This is a genomic window from Micromonospora sp. WMMD882 (assembly GCF_027497255.1).
Taxonomy (GTDB): Bacteria; Actinomycetota; Actinomycetes; order Mycobacteriales; family Micromonosporaceae; genus Micromonospora.
In genome coordinates, this window is sequence record NZ_CP114903.1 from 5165297 (window position 1) to 5188152 (window position 22856).

A 22856-nucleotide genomic window follows, 5' to 3' on the forward strand; every position below is an offset into this window, starting at 1 on the left:
GTCACGCCTCCAGGTCCGACAGGATGCTCGGTAGGTTCGCGGCGTTCGGGCTGGCCGCGGGGGTGGTGTCGAGGTGTTCCAGCAGCCCGTCGACGTACGAGACGTCTACCCGGACCTTCTGCACCCGGCCGTCCACGTCCCGCATGACGAACTCGCGGAACCCGAGTCGGGCGGCGGACGACGCGTCGGCGGCCGACAGGGACGCCAGGGTCGCCTCGTAGCCGTCGTCGACCGGCACCCGGAGCAGCCGGAGCGCCTCGGAGGCGATCTCGGCGTCCTCGGCGATCCGCCCGACGAAGACGGTGGAGACGAGGTTCTGTACGTCCAGGCCGAGAATGTCGCGGGGGTTCTGTGAGGCGACCAGCGCGGCGAGGTTCCACTTCCGGGAGTCCCGGGCGAGCCGGACCAGGAACGACCGGCCGGAGCGCCAGCCCTCCATGAAGTGCGCCTCGTCGAGGCCGACCAGTTTCCGCGACGACATGGAACCGCCGTAGCAGCGGCGTACGGCCAGCCGGTGCGCGGTGTGCAGCATCGGCAGGGCCAGGGACTCCTCAGCGGACCAGTACTCCCGTTCGATCTTGAGGTCGGGCAGTCGTAGCCCGGCCATGGTGATCACGGTGAGCGCGGCGTCCGCGCCGAGCAGACCCTCCTGCGGCCGGCCGAAGAACAGCAGAGCCAGCGGCATCTCGGCGGTGTCCAGCAGGAGGTTCGCCAGCTCCCGGCCGGCGTCGTCGTCGAGCTGCCCCAGGCAGGCGACCACGTCGTCCAGGGTGGACGTCTCCTCGGCGGGCACCTGGCGCACGGCGTGCCGGAACAGGGTGGCGGTGGACGCCTCCCGGGCCACCTGCGGCGGCACCAGCATCATGCAGATGTCCTGTACCAGCATGCGCCGTTCGGCCCGGGCGTTGGAGACCGCGATCTCGAACTCCCGGTCGCCGGCCGCCCCGCTGGCGAACTCCGTCCGCAGTGGCGTCGGGATCAGCGAGTACGGCGCGAGCGTGCCGTGCTCGGAGCCGGTCAGGTTCAACACCCGGGAGTACGGTCGCAGCTCGGGCATCTGGCAGAGCCGGGCCAACGGGCCGGACGGGTCGAGCAGGGTCACCTGGACGCCCCGCCGGGCGGCGAGGTAGCCGAGCGCGCCCAGCAGGGTCGACTTGCCGCCACCGGGCTCGGCGACGAAGACCGCGAGGCCGGAGCGTTCCCGTACCTCCATCGGGAAGTGCAGGTCGAGGAAGACCGGTCGGCGGCAGGTGCCGGCGGTCCGGCCGATCAGGTCACCACGCCGGTCACCGACCGTGGAGGCGGCCTGTGGCAGGGCGGCGGCGAGCAGGTTGACAGGCATCCGGCGGACGTAGCCGGTGTTGGCGATGGGTTCGCCGGGGATGAACTCCCGGGCCAGCCAGTCCTGGTTCTTGGGGTGCTGCAACGAGATGCGTAGCTCCCGGGAGTAGAGCTGGATCAGCCGGCGGGCCCGTTCCAGGCACTCCTCCCGGGTCCGGCCACCGACGGCGATCCGGTGCCAGCCGTGCGCGCGCGCCGAGTCGACCGGCAGCCCGGTAGTCATCTCGTCACCGATCACCAGCGCCCGCTTGGCGAGCCGTTCCAGCTCGGGCGGGGCGTCGATGCCGTGCTCGGCGTAGTCGAGCTGCTGTGAGCGGATCATCCGTAGCCGGTGCTCCAGGTTACGGAAGGAGTCACCGGAGCCGAGGATGTCGACCCGGGTGGAGATCTCCATCGGCCAGGGCAGTCGTTCGTGGAAGTGCAGCCACGGCTCGTGCTTCTCGGGGATCTCCAGCGGCTCCATCCGGCCCACGGCGAGCACGGCGACGTGCCGTTCCTCGCCGGTCATCCGGTTGACCAGCTTGACCGTGGAGCCGTACGGGGTGCGGTACCGCTCGACCTGCTCGGTGAGGGCGAGCAGGTCGCCGCGTTCCCAGTGCCCGTTGGTGACCGGGGAGAGCTGCCCGGGCGGCGCCATGCAGAGCGCGACCGAGCGGTAGAGCAGCCATTCCAGCTCACCGGAGGTGACCCGGCGACCGCGCATGCCGAACGCGGCGAGCACCTCGTCGAACTGCTCGACCGTCCGACCGAGCTTGCGCCGTTCGCCGTCGGCGGTGCCCCGCCCGAAGGCGCGCAGCAGCCGTTCGGTCAGGGAGTCGCCGAGCGACCGCCGGGCGAAGGTGACCCCGAGGTAGGTCTGCCCTTCGGCGTGGTTCACCGAGAGCAGGTGCCGTTGGGCGGCGACGAGGTGGTCGCTCCATCCGGCGGTGCCCGGCACGTCGGGCAGCGGGCTCGGGGTGTACGAGTCGATGGTGCGCGCCCACTCGTCGGCGGGGAACGGCCGGGTGGTGCGGCGCAGGTGCAGCCGGAAGCCGGCGAGGCCGGCGTACTGCTCGGAGATCGCGGAGAGCAGCGCCTCGCGTTCGGCGTCCGGGCGGAAGGCCCAGCGCACCTCGGGGAGCCAGTACCAGGCGGTGACCGTGTTGGGGGTGAAGGTGAGGTGCCCGGCGATCTCGGTGATGGCCAGTTCGACGGACGGGTCCCGGTCGCCGAACTTGATCTTCGGTGGCCGGATCCGGGTGGGCTGGGTGGGCTTGGCGGATCGCTCCCGCCTGCCGTCGGTCGAGCGTTGCCGGGGCGGCACCCGCCGGCGCGTCGCCGGCTCGGGTTCTTCCCCGTCGTCGTGGTGGGTCGGCGGGGGCGGGGTGGGCTCGACCGGTGGTCGGGCGTACGGCAGCCGTTCGCCGACCTGTTCCGGCACCCGTGGCGGTGCGGCGGCCTCCGGGTCGGCCAACGCGGCGGGACCGGCCGACCAGGCCTGCGCCGCCGGTTCACCGACCGGGGCCGGAGCCGGGGCCGACGCCGGGGGCGGGGCCGGAGCCGAGGCCGGGGGCGGGGTCGAGGCCGGGGCGATGACCGCGGGGGGAAGGGGTGAGGCCGGCGGGCGGGGCGCCGGGGCGCCCGGCGAGGGCCGGGTGGGCGCCGGCTCGACACCCGGAGCAGACCGGCCCAGGGGTGGCTCGGCGGGGCGGTCGGCGCCCGGCCCGGGGCCGGGTCGGGCCGGGGCCGGGTGGGGGCGGACGGGGGTCGGCTCGGTGACCGGGCCGGACCGGGAGGCCGTCGGCTCCACGGGGGCCGGCGCCGGCTGGTGCGGGATCGGCAGCGGGTCACGCCCGGGTCGGCGCAGGGGCGCGATCGGCTGCCGGTTGCCGCCCGGCCGGGTGCCGCCGAAGAGGTCGAGGAAGGGGGAGTCGATGTCCGGGCTGTCCGGCGCAGTGGCCGGCGTGGTCGGCTCTGGGCCGGCCGGGGCGGGGCGGCCCCGGGCCGGTCGGGGCGCCTGGAAGACGCCGACCCCGCCGTGCCCGGGCGAGGTGACCAGCGCCGGGTCGAGGCTCATCTCGTCACCCGGCCCCGGGTCGGGGTAGTCGAACGAGCGCGCACGGTGACCGCGCGGGGCGGCGTGCTGCCCTGCCGGGTGCGAAGGCCCCGGCGTCGCTGCGCGGCTCATGCGATCGCCTCACCCGGATCACTCGACCGTTCGATCGGCGTACGACCGGTCATGCCAGCTCCTCCCGGATCCTGATCCGGCTGCCGACCAGACGTGGGTCGCGGAACTCGGCGGCCGGCTCCCGGGTCCGTCGCCAGTCGGTCAGCGCGGTGCGGATCACCATGCGCGCCGGCCGGTCCGGGTCGACGTACCGGAAGATGAACGAGGTCGTCACGATGGCGAGCGCGATCTCCCAGGCCGGAAAGAGCTCGACCTGCAGCGTGAACAACCAGTGGATGAACATGTAGAGGGGGACGAGCAGGATGAACAGGCCGTACTGCGCGTACGGCAGGTGAACGGGAAGGGTGTATCCCGGCGGGCCGAGGTAGACCAGGCGGGCCCGGTAGATGTCGTCGTCGGTGCGCAGCCGCATCTCTACCGGGCCTATTCGAAGATCAGGTCGATCAGGTAGTCACCGACGAAGAAGAGCGTGGCGGCTCCGGCGATGAAGGCCAACCCGATGATCGCGATGGCCGAGCTGGTCAGCACCTTCGACACCTCGCCGCGACTGGCCCGGCCGATGAAGATGACGCCGAGCACGGCGAGGAGGATCGGTGCGATCTTGCTGGCGAAGAAGGTGACGACACCGTCGGTGTCGATCCCCTTGGGGGCCGGCTCGGCGAGCGGGGTCGACGCCAGGGCGTGGAGCAGCGTGCCGACACCTGTCGACACCGTCTCCACGAGCGCTGTGGCGATCACTTGAACCTCCCCATGACGCGGCCGGCGGAGCCGCGGCGTTACGTGAGTGAACCTGACGGGAATGCTGCTCGACGCGTCGTCACTGACGCTGCGTCGCCCCGAACGCCACCCAAGGTGGCGGATTGTGGGCTTTTCCTCCCGCTTTGGCCCCCCTTCGAGCTCCGACGGTCTCGGTGCCGAAGCAATTCCAAAGCGTACGGGCCGCCCCCCTCTGGAACAAGCGGCGAGGGGTATGCCCGTTTCCGCCCCGGCGTCCGATCGTACACGTGTTCCAATACGCACGTCAGGGCCGTGCCGGTCGCCCCCGGGCCGACCCGGGCCGACGCCCCGACGGGTACGGTGCACCGGTGACCGACCTGGTAGGCGCGGACGACCCCGTGGTGATGGGCGTCCTCAACGTCACGCCCGACTCGTTCTCCGACGGCGGCCGGTACGCGGACCTGGCCGCCGCGGTCCGGCACGGCACGCGGCTGCACGCCAGCGGGGCGCACCTGGTCGACGTGGGCGGTGAGTCCACCCGGCCCGGCGCGGACCGGGTCGACGCCGACACCGAGGCGGCCCGGGTGCTGCCGGTGGTCCGGGAGCTCACCGCCGCCGGAGTGCCGGTCAGTATCGACACCACCCGGGCCCGGGTCGCCGAGGCGGCGCTGGACGCCGGCGCCGCGGTGGTCAACGACGTCTCCGGTGGCCTGGCCGACCCGGACATGGCCCGGGTGGTCCGGGACGCCGGCCGCCCCTGGGTGCTGATGCACTGGCGTGGCCACTCCCGGGGCATGCGCGACCTGGCGACGTACGGCGACGTGGTGACCGACGTACGGACCGAGCTGGCCCGGCGGATCGACGACGCGCTCGCGGCCGGGGTGGCGGCCGACCGGATCGTCGTCGACCCCGGTCTGGGCTTCGCGAAGACCGCCGACCACAACTGGGAGCTCACCCGGCGGCTGCCCGAGCTGCTGAGCCTCGGCTTCCCGCTGCTGTTCGCCGCGAGCCGCAAGTCGTACCTGGGACGGCTGCTCGCCGGCCCGGACGGCGAGCCGCGCCCCACCGACGGACGGGAGGCGGCCACCATCGCCACCAGCCTGCTCGCCGTGGCGGCCGGGGCCTGGGGGGTACGGGTGCACGACGTGCGGGGCACCGTCGACGCGCTCGCGGTCTGGCGGGCCAGCGGCCGGCCCCGCCTCGCGGGCCGACCGACCTTGGCCGGGTTTCCGGCCGACGCGGCACGGGGTCCGGCGCGGCCGGACCGGATCGGGGAACGGGCATGAGCGACCGGATCGTCCTCACCGGACTGCGGGCCCGGGGCCGGCACGGCGTCTACGACTTCGAACGCGAGCAGGGTCAGGATTTCGTGGTCGACGTGGCCCTCGACCTGGATCTCGCGCCCGCGGCGCGTTCGGACGAGGTGACCGACACCGTCCACTACGGCGAGCTCGCCGACCGGCTGGTGGCGGTGGTGACCGGCGAGCCGGTCAACCTGATCGAGACGCTCGCGGACCGGCTGCTCGACGTGTGCCTGGTCGACCCGCGGGTGACCGCGGCCACGGTGACCGTGCACAAGCCCGAGGCGCCCGTCCCGCACGCCTTCACCGACGTGGCGGTGACCATGACCCGGACGCGTGCCCGGTGACCCGGGCCGTGCTCTCGCTGGGCAGCAACCTCGGCGACCGGCTGGCCCACCTGCGTACCGCGGTCGAGGAGCTCGGCGATCTGGTCCGGGTGGTCTCCGGGGTGTACGAGACGCCCCCGTGGGGCGACGCCGACCAGCCGACGTACCTGAACGCGGCGCTGCTGGCCGAGGACCCGACCGGGACCGCCCGGGACTGGCTCGACCGGGCCCGCGCGGCCGAGCGGGCGGCGGGCCGTACCCGGGATCCGGGGCGGCGCTTCGGCCCGCGGACGCTCGACGTGGACGTGGTGGCGGTCTGGGCCGACGACGGCACGCCGGTGCTCAGTGACGATCCCGAGCTCACCCTGCCGCACCCCCGGGCCCACCTGCGGGCCTTCGTGCTGCGGCCGTGGATCGACATCCAGCCGTACGGGCGACTGCCGGGGCACGGTTGGCTGACCGACCTGCTGACCGCCGACCCGGTCGCCGGGGACGCCCTGGAACTGCGTGCCCGACCGGATCTGACGTTAGAGTCGACGTCATGACCCATCGGAGCCGGGTGGCATGAGCCCGCCGCAGTCCCCGTCGCCCCGCGGTCCGGGGCCCGACCGTGACCGGATGGGCCCGACCCGCCCCGCCTCGCTGGTGGTGGCCGGGCTCGCCGCGGCCGCTCTGGCCTGGCTGCTGATCAGCTTCCTCTACCAGTCGATGCCGGCGCTGCCCTGGCTGCCGGTGGTCACCCTGGCCGGTCTGGCCGTCATCGAGGCGTACGCGGCGGTCAACACCAAGGGCCGGATCGAGCGCAGGCCCGGCCGGGATCCGGTGAACCCGCTGGTGGTGGCCCGGTTCGTGGTCCTGGCCAAGGCGTCCGCCCTGGCCGGGGCGATCTTCGCCGGGTTCTACGCCGGGGTGGCCGGCTGGCTGTTCGTGGAGCGCACCACCCGGGCGGCGGTCGCCGACCGGGTTCCCGCGCTCGGCGGTTTGGCCGCCTCGTTGACGCTGGTGGCGGCGGCTCTCTGGCTGGAACGGTCCTGCCGGGTGCCGAAACGGCCCGAGGACGAACGGGAGTCCGACGACCGGGACGACCCCCGAAGCTATTGACGAACCGTTGCGTCACGCATTGATCACGGCGTTACCTCTTCGCCCCGGGCCGCGGGTACGGTGCGTGCGACCGGGCAGTCGAGGCCGACCGGGGCCACGCTGCGCAAGCGGTTAGCCGCGGCCTGGGACGGGCGGCCCGGCCCACCGCGCGCGCCGGGCCGGGTGGGCCACCGTGGGAGGCGTGCGTGGGGTACGAGCCGGGCCGGGGTGAGTCCGTCCACCGGGAGCAGTCGGGTACGACCGTCGCGACCGCCGTGCCCGACGAGACGCTCGATGGCGAGCCGGGGCCCGACCGGGTCGCCGTGCACGTCGCCTGGGAGGGGGCGCTCGCGGCCAAGGTCGTCGTCCTGGGCCTGCTGCTCTGGTTGCAGAGCCCGCAGGAGTTGCGCGGCAACAGCCTGCGTGAGCTGCTCGTCGGCGTGGTGGGTCTGGGGCTGCTGGCGCTCGCGGCCGGCGTGAGCCTGCGCACCGCGGCGCCGAATCTGGCGATCGGCCCGGTCGCGGTCGCCGGCGCGCTGCACTTCGCCGAGCAGGGCGACCGTGGGGTGGTCGAGTCGGTCCTCCCGGCGCTCGTGGTCGCCACCGTCGGTGGTCTGGCGGTCGCGCTGTTCGTGGTGCTGCTGCACGTGCCGGCCTGGGCGGCCAGCCTGGCCGCCGTCGCGGCGGTGGTGGTCTACATCGACCAGCGGTCACTGCCGGTCACCGTGCAGGCCGACTACGACCCGCGGACCGGCGCCTACTACCTCTTCGCCGGCTTCGCCGCCGTCGCCGTCCTCGGGGGACTCTTCGGCGCGATCAGGTCGGTCCGCCGGCTGGTGGGCCGGTTCCGGCCGGTAGACGACCCGGCCCGGCGGCGCGGCGTGGGGGCCGCGATCGTCACCGCCGGCGCGCTCACCGTCTCCACCGTGCTGGCCATGCTGGCCGGCGTGCTGCTCGCCGCGAACGGGTCCGGCCGGGTGGTCCCCGACGCCGGCCTGGACTGGACGGCGCTCGCGGTGGGCATGGCGCTGCTCGGTGGCACCAGCGCGTTCGGCCGTCGGGGCGGGGTGAGCGGAACCCTGCTGGTGGTGGTGCTGGTCAATCTCCTCTTCGTCTACACCGAGGCGGCCGGTCACCAGGTCAACCGGTGGGGGATCGCCGGCGCCGCCATCGGCCTCGGCCTGGTCGTCACCAGGTTGGTCGAGACGTACGGGCGGCCCCGGCCGACGGCGGAGGGGCGGGCGGAGACCGGCCCGCCCGGGGACGCCTCGATCAGCGCGGGCTGGACGCTGCCCCGGGCCGGGACGCCGGCCGCCTGGCCACCGGCCATGCCGGCACGCTCCACCGAGGAACCCACCGACCCGTGGGGGCGGTGGGACGGCGAACGTGACAGGCGACGCGACGACTCCCGCTGAGTGACTCGGCGGGCCGACGCTGATCTCGCCCGTTACGCTCGCCGCATGACGGACGCATCAGCCCCGGCCCCGGACGGCCGCTCCTTCGCCGAGCTGGACGCGCTCTCCACCGAGGAGCTCCGACAGCAGGCGTTCACGCTGGCCAGGGAACGTCACGACGTGAGGTTCTTCTGGTCGGTCCTGCGGCACCTGCCCAACGCCGACGAGGCGGCGGCGCTGGACGGCGCGCCGAACTCGGTCGGTCCGACCCTCGACGAGGCCGCGGCCCTGTGGCGGGAGCTGACCGGGCACGGGTACGAAGAGTCCGCGCCGCTGCTGCGGGCGGCCTTCATCGACTACCTGATGAAGCACTGAGCCCGACGAAGCACTGAGCCCGACCGACGACTGGGCCGACCGGGCCGGACCCGGACTGCTCGGCCAGGCGGGCGCCCCTGGCCGGGTTTGCCCGGCCACGGCGGCGGGGACTGGACGCGACATGCCGTCGACCAGCCGCACCGGAACCGACCGCCAGCGCAGCACCGCGACCGGTACGGGCACCCTCGCCGCGCTGGTCCTGGTCGCTGTCTGTGGCAGCTCCGGCTACACCCGGTGGGCCGAACGGAGCGCCGACCCGAACTCGGCCAGCGGCTGGTTCCTGCGCCTGCTGGCCTGGCCCTCCTGGCGGTTGGATCCGGCCGCGCCGGTCGAGACCCTGTTCACCGACGGGCTGCGCGCCCTGCTGCTGGTCGGGTTCACCGCGGTGCTGCTCTACCTGCTGCCCGGCCCGCAGGCCAGCCCGGCCAGCGGTCTGCTCAGCCAGTTCTTCTCCGGCTGGGGCGCGTACGTCTTCGCGGCCGGGTTCGCGGCCGTGCTCGGCACCCTGTTCGGCGGCGATCCGTCGCTGTTCGCCGCCGTGCAGGCGGCCGGCACCGCGGCGGCGTACGGCCTCTTCGCCGGCTGGATCGTCGGCGTCGCCAGCCTCGGCGGCCGGGCCTGAGCCGGCCCCGGCGGCCGGGCCTGAGCCGGCCCGACCCGGGCCGGGCGGGAGCCCTGGCTGATCCGGTCAGTCGGTGGGGCGGTCCAGGTCGAGCAGGTGCTGCCGGGTCAGCGTGCCGACCGGCCCGTCGTCGTCCACCACCACCGCCCGGTCGGCGGCCGAGGTGAGCAGGAGGGCCAGCGCGTCGTACGCCGAACCGCCCAACCGGACCTGCGGCAACCCGGCCGGGTCGGCGGCGGCCAGCGGCCGAAGGTCCGCCCGGGTGACCGGGGTGACGACGAGCCGGCGGATGCCCCGGTCGGCCCCGACGAACTCCTGCACGAACGTCGACGCCGGCTCGCTCAGCAGCCGGGCCGGGGTGTCGTACTGCTCCAGCCGCCCGCCCTGGGAGAGCACCGCGATCCGGTCGCCGAGCCGGACCGCCTCGTCCAGGTCGTGGGTGACCAGCACGATCGTCTTGCGCACCTCGGCCTGCAACCGGAGGAACTCCTCCTGCAACCTGCCCCGGGCGATCGGGTCGACGGCCGAGAACGGCTCGTCCATCAGCAGCACCACCGGGTCGGCGGCCAGCGCCCGGGCCACCCCGACCCGCTGCCGTTGCCCGCCGGAGAGCTCGTGCGGGTAACGCCGGCCGAACTGCCCCGGGTCGAGCCCGACCAGCTCCAGCAACTCGTCCACCCGTCGCCGGGTGCGCTCGGACGACCAGCCGAGCAGCCCGGGCACCGTCCCGACGTTGGCCCGTACGGTCTGGTGCGGAAACAGACCGACGTTCTGGATGACGTACCCGATCCGGCGGCGTAGCCGTACCGGGTCGACCGTGGTGACGTCCTCCTCGCCGATCCGGATCCGGCCGGAGGTCGGCTCGACCAACCGGTTGATCATCCGCAGCACGGTGGACTTTCCGCAGCCGGACGGGCCGATCAGGACGGTCAGCTCACCGGCGCGCACGGCCAGGCTGAGGTCACGTACCGCCTCGGTGCCGTCCGGGTAACGCTTGCCGATGCCCTCCAGGGTGATCGACGCGGCGCCGGGTCGGCCGCCGGGGCCGGCGCCGGCGGCCGTACCGGGCTCGGAATCCGGGGTAACGTCCACGCATGTCCTTCCGCCTGAGCTACCGGGCCGATCCGGGTAACCCGTGGTTCTCCTGGCAGTACGTGCGGGACAACTCTGACACGATCGTCGCCGCGTTGGGGGAGCACGTCTCGCTGACCGCCCGCGCGGTGGTGATCGCCGCGCTGGTGGCCCTGCCGTTGGCGGTGCTGGCCCACTGGTACCGGCCACTCACCGGCCCGATTCTCGCATTTACCGGTGTGCTGTACACCGTCCCGTCGTTGGCGTTGTTCGCGTTCCTCGCGCCCTACCTCGGGATCGGGGCGGTGACGGTGCTCAGCGTGGTCGCGCTGTACGCGCTGCTGGTGATCGTCCGCAACGCGCTGGCGGGGCTGGCCCAGGTGCCGGCCGAGGTCCGGGAGGCGGCCGAGGGCATGGGGTACGGCCGCTGGGGCCGGCTGACCCGCGTGGAGCTGCCGCTGGCGCTGCCCGGCATCCTCACCGGGCTGCGGCTGGCCACCGTCTCGACGGTCGCGCTGGTGACGGTCGGGGTGGTGGTCGGGCGGGGCGGGCTGGGCCAGCTCATCTTCGCCGGCTTCCAGAACAACTTCTACAAGGCGCAGATCATGACCGGCACGCTGCTCTGCGTGCTGCTGGCGCTCCTGCTCGACCTGCTGCTGGCCGGGCTGGGCCGGCTGCTCACCCCCTGGCTGCGGAGGAGGCACCCGTGAGCGTGATCGAGCAGGCGGTGCTCTGGCTGAACGATCCGCTCAACTGGACCAACCCGGGCGGGGTGCTGGACCGGCTGACCGAGCACCTGACCATGTCGGCGGCGGCCGTCGCGCTGGGCTGCCTGCTGGCCTGGCCGGTCGGGCTGTGGCTCGGGCACACCGGCCGGGGCGGCGGCCTGGTGGTGCTGGTCTCCAACGTCTCGCTCGCCGTGCCGACGCTGGCCCTGCTGACCATCCTCCCGTTGACCTTTCTCGGGTTCGGTCAGCCCTCGGTGGTGGTGGCGCTGGCCGTCTTCGCCGTGCCGCCGCTGCTCGCGAACGCGTACACCGGGATCCGGCAGGCCGACCCGGAGGCCCGGGACGCCGCGCGGGGGATGGGTCTGTCCGGTTGGCAGGTGTTGCGTCGGGTGGAGATGCCGCTGGCGGTGCCGTACCTCGCGGCGGGGTTCCGGACCGCGGCCGTGCAGGTGGTGGCGACCGCCGCGCTGGCCTCGTTCGTCAACGGCGGCGGGTTGGGGCAGATCATCCGGGCCGGCTTCGGGTTGGACATCGCCGCCGGCGGCGGCCAGATCATCGCGGGCGGGCTGCTCGTGGCCGGGCTGGCGATCCTCGTCGAGCTGGTGCTGGCGGTGGTCGAACGCCTGGTCACCCCGCGTCCGCTGCGCCGCGCCCGGCGTCGGGCGGCGCGTCGTGCGGCGAGCGCGGTGGCCGGCGACTGAGCCGTCGCGTCGGGCCCGGCGACCGGTGTCCGAGCCGTCGCGGGGCCGACGGCGGGCGGTGGCCGGTGGGATTCCCCTCACGTTCGGGTGACGATCCGGCGACAACCGGCTTCCCGAGTTGTCACTTCCGCTCCGGAACATGTTTCGTGGACCTTCCGTGAGGAAGTCTCGGACGGTTCCGCGAGGATGTCTCGTGGGATTCCCGCGACTTGATCGCGGCGGACAGCGGGCGACCGGACGATCGCCCGTCGGACACGCGGCCGGCCCCGCCGGGGTCGCGCCGGGACACGGGAGGCGGGCAGATGCGCGCACGTACTCGACTCATGATCGGCGCGGTGGGGGCCCTCGCCGCCGCCGGGTTCCTCACCGGCTGCGGCGACGCCGGCTCCTCGGGCACCGAGGCGCCGGAGGCGGGGGCCTCGGGCGCCGGCTGCGCCCCGGTCGCCGGGGACCAGCTCGTCGTGCTGGACGACGACAAGAAGCTCCAGGACACCGACAACGTCATTCCGGCGATCAACGCGAAGGCGGCGACCCCGCCGCTGGTCGCCGCGCTCGACAAGGTCTCCGCCGCGCTCGACACGCCGAAGCTGATCGAGCTGAACAAGGCCGTCGACGTGGACCGGAAGACGCCGAAGGTCGCCGCCGGCGAGTTCGCCGCCGCGAACGACCTCACCGCCGGCATCGCCAAGGGGCCGGGCGGCCCGATCGTGGTCGGCGCCGCCAACTTCAGCGAGAGCGAGACCCTCGCCGAGCTGTACGCGATCACGCTCACCGCCGCCGGCTACGAGGTGCGGGTGCAGCAGATCGGCAGCCGCGAGCTGTACGAGCCGGCCCTGGAGAAGGGCGAGATCCAGGTGGTCCCGGAGTACGCCGCCACCCTGGCCGAGTTCCTGAACACCAAGACCAACGGGCAGGACGCCCAGCCGGTCTCCTCGCCCGAACTGGACAAGACGGTCGCGGCGCTCAAGGCCGTCGGGGAGAGGTCCGGCCTGGCCTTCGGCGCCCCCTCGGCCGCCCAGGACCAGAACGCCTTCGCCGTCACCAGGGCCTTCGCCGACAAGTACGGGGTGAGCACCCTCACCCAGCTCGCCGAGAAGTGCTCCGGGGCGGACACCGTCCTGGCCGGCCCGCCGGAGTGCCCGCAGCGGCCGAAGTGCCAGGCCGGTCTGGTCGAGGTGTACGACTTCAAGGCCGGCTCGTTCAGCTCCCTGGACGCGGGCGGCCCGCAGACGAAGAACGCCCTGAAGACCGGCACCGCCAGCGTCGGTCTGGTCCTCTCGTCGGACGCCTCGCTCGCCGTGAACTGACCCGGGCGTCCGCGTCCACCGCGCCCGAACCAGGGCCGACGACGCCCGACGACGCGCCCGGAGCGAAGTCCGACGGCGCCAGGAACAAGGTCGCCGACTTCCGGCGGCGCCCGGAACGAACGCCGACGGCGTACCGTTTCGGGCACCGTCGGCCTTTTTCCGCGGCCGGTGCGCTCGGTAAGCTACGCACCCATGCCCTCCCCGGTGCTCTCCGATGACAAGCGCGCGCTGCCGAGGTCGACGCTCCTCTTCTGGGGCGGTGTGGCGCTCGCCGCCCTCGCGGCGCTGCTGCTGCTGGTCGCGGACGGCAACGGCACCCTGCGGATCGCCGCGGTGCTCGCGCTCGGCTCGGTGGTGGCTATCGGGCTGTCGATCACCCTCCGTCCGGACAACGCCGCCGTCACCCGGGAACTTCTCGACGAGGTGGAGGAGCTACGGGCGGAGATCACCGCGGTCAGCCGGTCGCAGCAGCAGGCCGCCGAGTCGGCGTACCGGGGCGGAGCAGTGGTGGCGACGGCCGCGCCGCGCCGCGAAGCGGACGATCCACCGGTGGCCGACCGGGTGGCGCACGGGTCGGGTCGGGCCCGGGTGCCGGCCGCCGGGCCCCCGGGTCGCTCCGACGAGCCGACCCCGTTCCGGTCCGCCGACGCCGCCGAGCCGTTCCGGGCGACCCAGACCGCCGAGCCCTATCAGGCCGCCGAGCCGTTCCGGACGGTTGATGCCGCCGAGCCTTATGGGCCGGCGGAGGGCCCTGAGGCGTACCGGGCGGCGGAGGGCCCTGAGTCGTACGGGCGTGCGGACAGCCCGGAGCGCGACCGCTGGGCAGCCGAGGAGCCCGCGCCCCGCCGTGCCGCGGTCGGCCAGTGGCGCGGGGCGGAGGAACTACCCGGGGAGGACCGGCGCGGGGCCGGCGTGGACGACTCCCGCCGCTGGGCGGAGGAACCGTCGGGTGGCGGACGACGGCGGGACGACGTGTCCGGTGGCCGCCGTCGCCGGCCCGACCCGGAGGAAGACTCCCGTCCGGAGGACCGGCCCGCCGGCCGCCGCCCCGCCCAGACCCGGCCCGCCGGCCGCCGTTCTGCCGAGGAACAGCCCGGCCGCCGCTCTGCCGAGGAGCAGCCCGGTCGACGACGGATCCCGGAGGAACGGTCCGGCGGGCGACGCCGGCAGGACGACCAGCCCGGCGGGCGGCGTCGACCACCCGAGACCGACGAGGAGCGGTTCGACGTCCACCGGGAGGACGACGGGGACCGCGACCACTACCGCGCCCGCCGCCGGCACGACGACGAGGAGGAACCGGGCCGCCGATCGCGTCCGGCCGCCCGGTACGCCGCCGAACGGCCGCCCCCGGGGGTGTACGGCGCGTCGTCCCGGCACGACGAGCCCGAGGGACGCCAAGGCCCGGCTCCGGGGCCCGAGTTGCCGCCCCGACCGGTCGGCGTGGTCCGGCACACCGAGACGGTGCACGTGACGACCCGACACACCATCGTCGACGGCGCCGCCCCGGAGCCGGTGCCCGGCAACGTCTACGGGCGGTGGACGCCGCCGCCGGAGGAGCAGCCCTGGCCGGCGTCCGGGCAGGCGGCGGCCGACCACTGGGACGGGTACCCGCCCCGACCGGACGCCCGTTCCCGGTCCGGCCGTCCCCGGGAGTCGACCTGGCCGGCGCCGGAGCGGGACGACCGACACTCGCCGGGTGGCTGGGCCGGGCCGGAGGAGACCCGGGAGCACGCGCCGTGGCCGGAGCCGGGCCGGTACGGTCGGCCTGCCGCCGGCCCGGACCGCTCCGACGACGACCGGGGTTGGGACGCCCCGGACGAGCGCCCGGGGCGGGGCCGGCAGTACCCGGCGCAGGAGGACGGCGGGCAACGCTGGTCCGACGTCCGGGCCGGGGACCGGTGGGCCGCGGTGCGGGCCGACGAGCACGGCCGTGAGCTGCGGATGGGTGAGCGTCGCGCCGAGGTGCGCGCCGACGGGGCCGGCACCGAGCTGCGGGTGGAGGACCGCTGGGCGACGGTACGGCAGGACGATCCCCGGCGGGACCACCGGGACGCCGGCGGGTCGCGGTCCGATTCCGGTCACCCGGACCGGGGCGCCCGCTGGACGGAGCCGCACCACGCGCTGCCTCCGGGTGGCGTGCCGGTGCCGGAGGCGTGGCGTACGCCCCGGCAGCACCAGCCGGTCGACGACTGGTCGGCGGGTCGGGGCGGGGGCCCGGAGCCCGAGCCGGACGGCTACCCGCCGCGCCGGGCCGAGGGTTACCCGCCGCGCGGGGCCGGGGATCATGCGCCGCGCGCCCGCGAGGGCCGTCCGCCGCGCGGGCCGGAGGGCCACCCCGACCGCTGGCGCTGACCGGCCCGACGGTCCGGCGTCCGTCACCCGCGCGACCAGCCGGGGAACCCGGCCGGCGCGCCGGTCACTTGTCGATGTCGCCGACCACGAAGAACATCGAGCCGAGGATGGCGATCAGGTCGGGCACCAGGCACCCGGGCAGCAGGGTCGCCAGCGCCTGCACGTTCGCGTACGAGGCGGTGCGCAGCTTGAGCCGCCACGGCGTCTTCTCGCCCCGCGAGACCAGGTAGTAGCCGTTGATGCCGAGCGGGTTCTCGGTCCAGGCGTAGGTGTGCCCCTCGGGGGCCTTGACCACCTTCGGCAGCCGGGTGTTGACCGGCCCGGTGAGCCGGTCGACCCGGTCCAGGCACTGCCGGGCGAGGTCGAGGGAGACGCGTACCTGGTCGAGCAGCACGTCGAAGCGGGCGTGGCAGTCCCCGGTGGTGCGGGTGACCACCGGCACGTCCAGCTCGCCGTAGGCGAGGTACGGCTCGTCGCGGCGCAGGTCGAGGTCGAGGCCGGAGGCGCGGGCGACGGGCCCGGACGCCCCGTACGCGGCGGCGTCGGCGGCGGAGAGCACCCCGACCCCGACGGTACGGGCCAGGAAGATCTCGTTACGCCGGATCAGGAGGTCCAGGTCGGGCAGGCGACGGCGTACCTCGTCGATGGCGGCGCGGGCCCGACCGGTCCAGCCGGCCGGCACCTCTTCCTTGAGGCCGCCGATCCGGTTGAACATGTAGTGGATCCGGCCGCCGGAGACCTCCTCCATGACCGCCTGGAGGGTTTCCCGTTCCCGGAAGGCGTAGAACATCGGGGTGATCGCGCCGATCTCCAGCGGGTACGAGCCGAGGAACATCAGGTGGTTGAGCACCCGGTTCAGCTCGGCCAGCGCGGTACGCAGCCAGACGGCCCGCTCCGGCACCTCCAACCCCATCAGCCGCTCGACGGCCAGCACCACGCCCAGCTCGTTGGCGAAGGCGGACAGCCAGTCGTGCCGGTTGGCCAGCACGATGATCTGCCGGTAGTCGCGGACCTCGAAGAGCTTCTCCGCGCCCCGGTGCATGTACCCGATGACCGGGTCGCAGGAGACCACCCGTTCGCCGTCGAGGACCAGTTTCAACCGGAGCACCCCGTGGGTGGACGGGTGCTGCGGGCCGATGTTGAGCACCATGTCCGCGGTGTCCAACCCGGTCCCGGTGCCGACGGTCAGCTCACGCAGGCTCCCGGCGTCGGTGGTCATGCCCGTCATCGTGCCACGTTCACCGCCGCTCGAAGGTGGTCGGCCCGGCGGAGCGAGGTGGGTTCCGGTCGGGGGTCGCCGGGCCTGGGCCGCCGCCGGCCGAACCGGCCACCGTGAGCGGCGGTGGCATGCCCACCGGTTGCAGCAGCCACCAGTGCCCACCGAGCCCGGCCGGGTCGGTCAGCTCGGCGACCTCGGACGCGGTGGCGAGCGCGTGCAGGTAACCGGCCGGGTCGGCGTGGGCCAGCGTCAGCGGCGGTCGTCCGCCGTCGGCCCCGAGCGCGCGCAGCGCCTCCCGCTGCCGGAGCAGCGCGTACGGTGTGTCGCGCGCCGGCCCGCCGCCACGAGCCTGGCCGGCGGCGGCCGTCCCCCCGGCTCCGGCGGCGATCGCGCCGGCGGTGGCGACGGCGTCGATGGCGACGTGCGCGGTCAGGTCGCGGGAGCCGTCCGGCGTCGGCGGCGTCTGCCGGCCGTCGCGGTACCCGGTGAGCGTCCCGTCGACCGGGCGGCTGGTCCGCAGGTGCCCGTAGTCCACGGCCAGGGCCAGCCCCCGGTCCACCGCCCGGACGGCGTCCGCCCAGGCGACGTCCCGGGGCCGGCCGATCTCGGCCCGGGCGCCCGGCGTCGGGTCCGGCCACCAGGCGGCGAGCCATTCGGCGTCGGCCGGCTCGACCGGCCCGCCCACCGACTCCCGCCCGGCCGGGTCGACCAGGACGGTCCGCCAGCCGTCGTCGCCGGCCACCGCCACGTCCAGGGGTACGTTGTCCAGCCACTCCGTCGCCACCAGCAGCCCGGTGATCCGCTGCGGCAGCCGGTCCCGCCAGCCGATCGGCGTGGGCAGGCCCGGCGGACGGGCCGCCAACTCGACCCCGGTCAGCCGGAGCCGGTCGAGCAGCGCCGGCCGGCCGCCGCCATCACCCGCCGGTCGGGCGACGACCAGCCGGGCCAGGGTGGTCAGCAGCTCGCCACGCCCCGCGCCGACGTCCACCACGTCCAGCCGGTCGGGGTGGCCGAGGGCGGCGTCGACCCGTTCGACCAGGCGCAGCAGGGCCGTCCCGAACGCCGGGGACGCGTGCACGCTGGTCCGGAAGTGCGCGGCCGGTCCCGCCCCGGCGACGAAGAACCCACCGGGGCCGTAGAGGGCGCCGGTCATCGCCGCCCGCCAACCGACGCTCATCAGTTCATCCCGGGTTCAGCTCGTGTCACCGTGCCGACCCTACGGTGAGGCGGTATGCGACGACTCCTGATCCCCGCCCTGGCGGTGACTCCCCTGCTGGTGGCCGGAACGACGGTGGTCGCCGCGCCGGCGGCGGCCCACCGGGCCGGCCTGCTCACGTCCGTCCGCGCCGTGACCGAGACGCCGTCGCTGTTCGACGACGGGGCGGGCGGTGACGCCGACGCCGACGACCCGGCGATCTGGCTGCACCCGACCGACCGGGCACGGAGCCTGGTCGTCCTCACCGCCAAGAACGGTGGCCTGCGGGTCTACGACCTGGCGGCCCGGGAACGGCAGGCGGTCCCCGCCCCGCCCGCGCCGGGGCCGGCCGACGAGGCGGGCCGGTTCAACAACGTCGACCTGGTCACCAACTTCCGCCTGGCGGGGCGGACGGTGGACCTGGCCGTGGTCACCGACCGGGGTCGGGACCAGCTCCGGTTCTACCGGATCGACCCGGTCACCCGGTCGCTCACCGACGTCACCGCCGCGCGCGTGCCGTACGCGTTCAGCGCCGACCAGGCCGAGGTCAACGAGCAGCGCACCGCGTACGGCCTGGGCGTGCACACCGGACCGGACGGCGTGTCGTACGCGGTGGTGAGCCGCCGGAGCACACCGGAGGTGGGTGTCTTCCGGATCGTGGCCCAGGGGGACCGGGTCGGTTACCTGCCGGTGGACCGGTTGGCCCTGCCGTCGACGTTCACCCTGCCGGACGGCCGGCCCTGGTCGCCGTGCGCCGACCCGGGTGACGGGCCGCAGGTGGAGGGGACGGTGGTGGACCCGGCCACCGGCACGGTGTACCTGGCCCAGGAGACGGTGGGGCTGTGGCGGGTGTCACTGCGGGGCGGCCGGTTCGCCGGTACCCCCCAGGTGGTGGAACACACCCGCGAGTTCGGCATCCCGGCGGTCTTCGACGTCGAGGAGGACGACTGCGTGGTCGACTACGCCGCCGACCCGGGTTTCGGCGGCCGGATCGCCGCCGACGTGGAGGGGCTGACCATCTACCGGACCGGCCGGTTCACCGGCGCCCTCGTGGTCTCCAGTCAGGGCGACGACACCTTCTACACGTACGACCGGCGGAGCAACCGGCCGACGGGGCGGTTCGCGGTGGTCGACGGCCCGGTGGACGGGGCGCAGGAGTGCGACGGCGCGGCGGTGGTGTCCACCCCGCTGCCCGGGTACCCCGGGGGTCTGCTGGTGGTGCACGACGGGCAGAACACCCCGACTGTGCCGGACGGGGACGGCGAGCCCCGACCGGCGACGAACGTGAAGTTCCTCGACGCCGGATTCCTCCGCGCGACCCGTTGACCACCGGACGGGGCCGACCCCGCGCACGGCCCCGTCCGGTGCCGGTGAAGGTTTTCACATGACCTGGGTCCGTCGATGATCGCGGCGCATACTTGCGCTTGACCGGTACCCAGCATCGAGGACTGGATCACCCACATGAGCGCATCGTCGCGCCCGCGTCCGGCCGCCCCCGTCGGGGCCGCCGGCTCACCGGGCCGCTCCGCAGCCGTTTCCCGCAGCCTCACCGTCGGTGTGCTCGGCGCCGGCCGGGTGGGCGCCGTGCTGGGCGCGGCGCTCGCCGCCGCCGGGCACCGGGTGGCCGCCGTGTCCGGCGGCGGCTCGACCGGCTCTGCCGCCACGGTTTCGGTCTCCGCCACCACCTCGGTCACCGTGTCCACCGCCACCGCCACCGCTTCCGCGGCGCGGGCCGCGCTGCTGCTGCCGGAGGCGCCCCGCCGCCCGGCGGTCGAGGTCGCCCGGGCCGCCACCGACCTGCTGCTGGTCGCGGTCCCCGACGACGCGCTCGCCGGCGTGATGGCCGGGCTCGCCGGGGCGGGCGCGCTGCGCCCCGGCCAGGTGGTCGCGCACACCTCCGGCGCGCACGGGCTGGCCGTGCTCGCCCCGGCCGTCGCGGCGGGGGCCCGGCCGCTCGCGCTGCACCCCGCGATGACCTTCACCGGTACGCCCGACGACCTGGACCGCCTGCCCGGCGTCTCGTACGGGGTGACCGCCCCGGCGGAGCTGCGCGCGCTGGCCGCCCGGTTGGTCACCGACCTGGGGGGCGTGCCGGAGTGGATCCCGGAGGCGGAGCGCCCGCTCTACCACGCGGCCCTGGCGCACGGCGCGAACCATCTGGTCACCCTGGTCAACGAGGCGGCCGACCGGCTGCGTGACGCCGGGGTGGACGAGCCGGCCCGGGTGCTCGCCCCGCTGCTGCGGGCCGCCCTGGCCAACGCGCTGCGGCTCGGCGACGACGCGCTGACCGGCCCGGTGTCCCGGGGCGACGCCGGCACCGTGGCCCGCCACCTCGACCGGTTGACCGCCACCGCGCCCGACTCGGTCGAGGCGTACCTGGCTCTGGCCCGGCGGACCGCCGACCGGGCGATCGCGGCCGGGCGGCTCCGCCCGGCCGACGCGGAGCCGTTGCTCGGCGTGCTGGACGTCGCGCGCCGGGAGGCGGCCGCGAACCGGGAGGTGATGGCATGACCGACGTGGCGCACACCCGCGCCGAGCTGGCCGCGCTGCGGGCCGGGCTGACCGGCACGGTCGGCGTGGTGATGACCATGGGCGCGTTGCACGACGGGCACGAGGCGCTGCTGCGCGCCGCCCGGGAGCAGGCCGACCACGTGCTGGTGACGATCTTCGTCAACCCGCTCCAGTTCGGCCCGAACGAGGACTTCGACAGGTACCCGCGCACCCTGGACGCGGACCTGGCGGTCTGCCGGCGGGCCGGCGCGGACGCGGTCTTCGCCCCGTCGGTGGCGGAGATGTACCCGGGCGGGCAGCCGACGGTCCGGCTCGACCCGGGGCCGCCCGGCGCCGAGCTGGAGGGCGAGAGCCGACCCGGCTTCTTCCACGGCGTGCTCACCGTCGTCCTGAAGCTGCTCCAGCTCACCCGGCCCGACGTGGCCTTCTTCGGCGAGAAGGACTACCAGCAGCTCACCCTGGTCCGGCGGATGGTCCGGGACCTCGACGTGCCGGTCCGGATCGTCGGGGTGCCCACCGTCCGGGAGCCGGACGGGCTGGCCCTGTCCAGCCGTAACCGGTACCTCTCACCGACCGAACGGAAGGCCGCCCTGGCCCTGTCCGCCGCGCTGTCGGCGGGCGACGAGGCGGCCCGGGACGGCTGCTCCGCGCAGGACGTGCTGGCCACCGCGCACGTCACGTTCGACCTGGCCGCCGGGGCGGACGCGAGGCTGGACTACCTCGCGCTCACCGACCCGGAGCTGGAGCCCGGGCCGGGCCCCGGCCCGGCCCGGCTGCTGATCGCCGCCCGGGTCGGAGCCACCAGACTCATCGACAACGTGGAGATCCGGCTCGGTCCCCGGTGACCATCCCACCCGGGCCGACCGGCCCGGGTCGAACCGCGAGAGGCGTATCCGATGTACCGCACGATGCTCAAGTCGAAGATCCACCGGGCCACGGTGACCCAGGCCGACCTGCACTACGTCGGCTCGGTCACCGTCGACCAGGATCTCCTCGACGCCGCCGACCTGCTCCCCGGCGAGCAGGTGGCGATCGTGGACATCACCAACGGCGCGCGGCTGGAGACGTACGTGATCCCGGGCGTGCGGGGCAGTGGCGTGATCGGCATCAACGGGGCCGCCGCGCACCTGGTGCACCCCGGTGACCTCGTCATCCTCATCTCGTACGGGCAGATGGACGACGTCGAGGCGCGCACGTACCAGCCCCGGGTGGTGCACGTGGACGCCGACAACCGGGTGATCGAGTTGAACGCGGACGCGGCCGGGGTGGCCCCGGGCATGGTGGGCGACCCGGTACGCGGGGACCTGCTGGCCGCCCGCTGAGGCGCGACCCCGTCGGCGCGGGCGTCCGGTTTCGGCCTGCCCCTGCGGTCTGTTACCGGAGGGTCATTTCTGGTTACCCTTACCGCGCGCCGTCGGGGCGACGGCCGTTGGCTGGGGGAGGCCACGATGGGCCGTACGGGAAGAGGGCTGGCGGCGGCTTTGCTGACGGTCGCCCTGCTGGCGTCGACCGGCTGCGCCGGCTCCGACGGCCTCGACGGTGACCTGGTCGACGACTGGCGGCCGATGGCCGCGCCGGGGCCGTTCGTCCCGCCCGCCGGGGTCTGCCAGGTGGCCGACTTCGCCGACGTGGTCACCCTCGCCGCGTTCGCGCCGGTGGACTGCGGCGTCCCGCACCGGCTGGAGGTGGCGCACGTCGGCACGTTCCCGCCGGCCGTGACGGCCCCACCGGCGGTGGACTCGGCGGCGATGCGGGAGGCGTTCGCCACCTGCGACACCCGGGCCTCGCAGTACGTGGGGGACGAGTGGCGGGTGGGTCGGCTGCGGCTGGGGGTGGCGTTGCCGTCGAAGCCGGCGTGGGCGGCCGGGGCCCGCTGGTACCGCTGCGACCTGACCGAGCTGGACACCGTCGAGCAGGCGGCCCGGACGGTGCTGCGCTCGGGCAGCCTGCGGGACGCGTTGAAGGGCGCCTCGCCGCTGCGGCTGGGCTGCCACGACGCGCAGACCGCCCGGCAGTTGGGCGTGCAGCGGCTGGTCCCGGTGGACTGCGCGAAGGCGCACGACGCCGAGTTCGCCGGGGTGTGGAAGGCGCCGGACCGACCGTACCCGGGCAAGCCCGCCGACTGGGCCCCGGTCTACACCGGCTGCCGGTCGGCCCTGGCCCGGTACGCCGGGCTGCCGGTCGACGACTACCTGCGGTTCCGTACCGACGTGGTGGTCCGTCCGCCCGCGCCGACCCGGTGGAAGGTCGGCGACCGGGGGGTCCGCTGCTACCTGTGGCTCAGCGACCGTACGGTGACCCGTTCCCTCAAGGGCGCCGGCCCGGCCGCCCTGCCCATCCGTTCCCGCTGATCCCGCCCGGCGGCAGGCGTCGGGCCCCCGGTTGCCCACGGTCGGGCCTGCCGGGAGGGCGGGTCGGGAAGGTGCTCTTGCCGACATTCGGGCAGCCC

General features: G+C 74.9%; 22 protein-coding genes. 16 read left to right on the forward strand and 6 right to left on the reverse strand.

What is annotated here, in order from left to right:
• Nucleotide 1: 1 nt before the first annotated feature.
• The 3 genes from O7606_RS22070 to O7606_RS22080 are packed head-to-tail and all read right to left on the reverse strand — an operon-like array spanning nucleotide 2 to nucleotide 4246.
• On the reverse strand, nucleotides 2-3508 hold the full coding sequence (locus O7606_RS22070; RefSeq protein ID WP_281595930.1) for an ATP-binding protein: 3507 nt from the start codon (nucleotides 3506-3508) through the stop codon (nucleotides 2-4).
• A gap of 49 nt (nucleotides 3509-3557) precedes the next feature.
• Entirely contained in the window at nucleotides 3558-3920 is a 363-nt protein-coding gene (locus O7606_RS22075; RefSeq protein ID WP_281595931.1) for a hypothetical protein, read from the reverse strand.
• A gap of 11 nt (nucleotides 3921-3931) precedes the next feature.
• Nucleotides 3932-4246, reverse strand: a complete 315-nt coding sequence (locus O7606_RS22080) for a hypothetical protein (protein WP_281595932.1) — start codon at nucleotides 4244-4246, stop codon at nucleotides 3932-3934.
• 347 nt (nucleotides 4247-4593) lie between these two features.
• Between O7606_RS22080 and folP the strand changes: the two genes are divergently transcribed.
• The 7 genes from folP to O7606_RS22115 all read left to right on the forward strand — a co-directional run bounded on the left by folP (nucleotide 4594) and on the right by O7606_RS22115 (nucleotide 9323).
• Complete coding sequence (gene folP / locus O7606_RS22085; RefSeq protein WP_281595933.1) at nucleotides 4594-5511, forward strand: dihydropteroate synthase; 918 nt, start codon at nucleotides 4594-4596, stop codon at nucleotides 5509-5511.
• Nucleotides 5508-5873: a dihydroneopterin aldolase gene (gene folB / locus O7606_RS22090; protein WP_281595934.1), complete on the forward strand. Its 366-nt coding sequence runs from the start codon at nucleotides 5508-5510 to the stop codon at nucleotides 5871-5873. The genes folP and folB overlap by 4 nt, the downstream gene beginning before the upstream one ends.
• A complete protein-coding gene (folK, locus tag O7606_RS22095; RefSeq protein ID WP_281595935.1) occupies nucleotides 5870-6397 on the forward strand; it encodes a 2-amino-4-hydroxy-6-hydroxymethyldihydropteridine diphosphokinase in 528 nt (175 codons plus the stop codon). Before folB ends, folK begins: the two co-directional genes overlap by 4 nt.
• A 19-nt stretch (nucleotides 6398-6416) precedes the next feature.
• Nucleotides 6417-6953, forward strand: a complete 537-nt coding sequence (locus O7606_RS22100) for a DUF3180 domain-containing protein (RefSeq protein ID WP_281595936.1) — start codon at nucleotides 6417-6419, stop codon at nucleotides 6951-6953.
• A 185-nt stretch (nucleotides 6954-7138) separates the two neighbouring features.
• The gene (locus O7606_RS22105; protein WP_281595937.1) at nucleotides 7139-8347 is read left to right on the forward strand and encodes an ABC transporter permease; all 1209 of its coding nucleotides are present in this window, start codon (nucleotides 7139-7141) and stop codon (nucleotides 8345-8347) included.
• 45 nt (nucleotides 8348-8392) lie between these two features.
• Entirely contained in the window at nucleotides 8393-8701 is a 309-nt protein-coding gene (locus O7606_RS22110; protein ID WP_281595938.1) for a hypothetical protein, read from the forward strand.
• Nucleotides 8702-8822: 121 nt separating this feature from the next.
• A complete protein-coding gene (locus tag O7606_RS22115; protein WP_281595939.1) occupies nucleotides 8823-9323 on the forward strand; it encodes a hypothetical protein in 501 nt (166 codons plus the stop codon).
• A gap of 66 nt (nucleotides 9324-9389) precedes the next feature.
• On the opposite strand, the gene O7606_RS22120 is transcribed toward O7606_RS22115, so the two are convergent.
• Nucleotides 9390-10340, reverse strand: coding sequence for an ATP-binding cassette domain-containing protein (locus O7606_RS22120; protein ID WP_281599806.1), 951 nt, complete (start codon nucleotides 10338-10340; stop codon nucleotides 9390-9392).
• 77 nt (nucleotides 10341-10417) lie between these two features.
• On the opposite strand from O7606_RS22120, the gene O7606_RS22125 reads away from it, so the two are divergent.
• The 4 genes from O7606_RS22125 (at nucleotide 10418) to O7606_RS22140 (ending at nucleotide 15482) form a co-directional block, all read left to right on the forward strand.
• On the forward strand, nucleotides 10418-11104 hold the full coding sequence (locus O7606_RS22125) for an ABC transporter permease (protein WP_281595940.1): 687 nt from the start codon (nucleotides 10418-10420) through the stop codon (nucleotides 11102-11104).
• Nucleotides 11101-11823 (forward strand): ABC transporter permease subunit, encoded by a 723-nt coding sequence (locus tag O7606_RS22130; protein ID WP_281595941.1) that lies wholly within the window; start codon nucleotides 11101-11103, stop codon nucleotides 11821-11823. The genes O7606_RS22125 and O7606_RS22130 overlap by 4 nt, the downstream gene beginning before the upstream one ends.
• Nucleotides 11824-12032: 209 nt before the next feature.
• Nucleotides 12033-13130 carry a glycine betaine ABC transporter substrate-binding protein gene (locus tag O7606_RS22135; RefSeq protein ID WP_348651118.1) on the forward strand — a complete coding sequence of 366 codons (1098 nt, stop codon included), beginning with the start codon at nucleotides 12033-12035 and terminating at the stop codon, nucleotides 13128-13130.
• Nucleotides 13131-13322: 192 nt separating this feature from the next.
• A complete protein-coding gene (locus O7606_RS22140) occupies nucleotides 13323-15482 on the forward strand; it encodes a hypothetical protein (protein ID WP_281595943.1) in 2160 nt (719 codons plus the stop codon).
• Nucleotides 15483-15546: 64 nt separating this feature from the next.
• Here the strand turns inward: O7606_RS22140 and O7606_RS22145 are convergent, their stop codons facing one another.
• Nucleotides 15547-16710, reverse strand: a complete 1164-nt coding sequence (locus O7606_RS22145; RefSeq protein ID WP_281595945.1) for an NADH-quinone oxidoreductase subunit D — start codon at nucleotides 16708-16710, stop codon at nucleotides 15547-15549.
• Nucleotides 16711-16720: 10 nt separating this feature from the next.
• Nucleotides 16721-17878, reverse strand: coding sequence for an SAM-dependent methyltransferase (locus O7606_RS22150; protein ID WP_281595946.1), 1158 nt, complete (start codon nucleotides 17876-17878; stop codon nucleotides 16721-16723).
• Nucleotides 17879-17932: 54 nt separating this feature from the next.
• Here O7606_RS22150 and O7606_RS22155 point away from each other — a divergent pair, with 54 nt between their 5' ends.
• From O7606_RS22155 to O7606_RS22175, 5 genes are all read left to right on the forward strand, one after another.
• Nucleotides 17933-19222 carry a phytase gene (locus tag O7606_RS22155; protein WP_281595947.1) on the forward strand — a complete coding sequence of 430 codons (1290 nt, stop codon included), beginning with the start codon at nucleotides 17933-17935 and terminating at the stop codon, nucleotides 19220-19222.
• Nucleotides 19223-19357: 135 nt separating this feature from the next.
• A complete protein-coding gene (locus tag O7606_RS22160; RefSeq protein WP_281595948.1) occupies nucleotides 19358-20407 on the forward strand; it encodes a DUF2520 domain-containing protein in 1050 nt (349 codons plus the stop codon).
• Nucleotides 20404-21252 carry a pantoate--beta-alanine ligase gene (gene panC / locus O7606_RS22165; protein WP_281595949.1) on the forward strand — a complete coding sequence of 283 codons (849 nt, stop codon included), beginning with the start codon at nucleotides 20404-20406 and terminating at the stop codon, nucleotides 21250-21252. The genes O7606_RS22160 and panC overlap by 4 nt, the downstream gene beginning before the upstream one ends.
• A 51-nt stretch (nucleotides 21253-21303) precedes the next feature.
• Nucleotides 21304-21729: an aspartate 1-decarboxylase gene (gene panD, locus O7606_RS22170; RefSeq protein WP_281595950.1), complete on the forward strand. Its 426-nt coding sequence runs from the start codon at nucleotides 21304-21306 to the stop codon at nucleotides 21727-21729.
• Nucleotides 21730-21855: 126 nt separating this feature from the next.
• The gene (locus tag O7606_RS22175; protein WP_281595951.1) at nucleotides 21856-22758 is read left to right on the forward strand and encodes a septum formation family protein; all 903 of its coding nucleotides are present in this window, start codon (nucleotides 21856-21858) and stop codon (nucleotides 22756-22758) included.
• Nucleotides 22759-22856 lie beyond the last annotated feature (98 nt).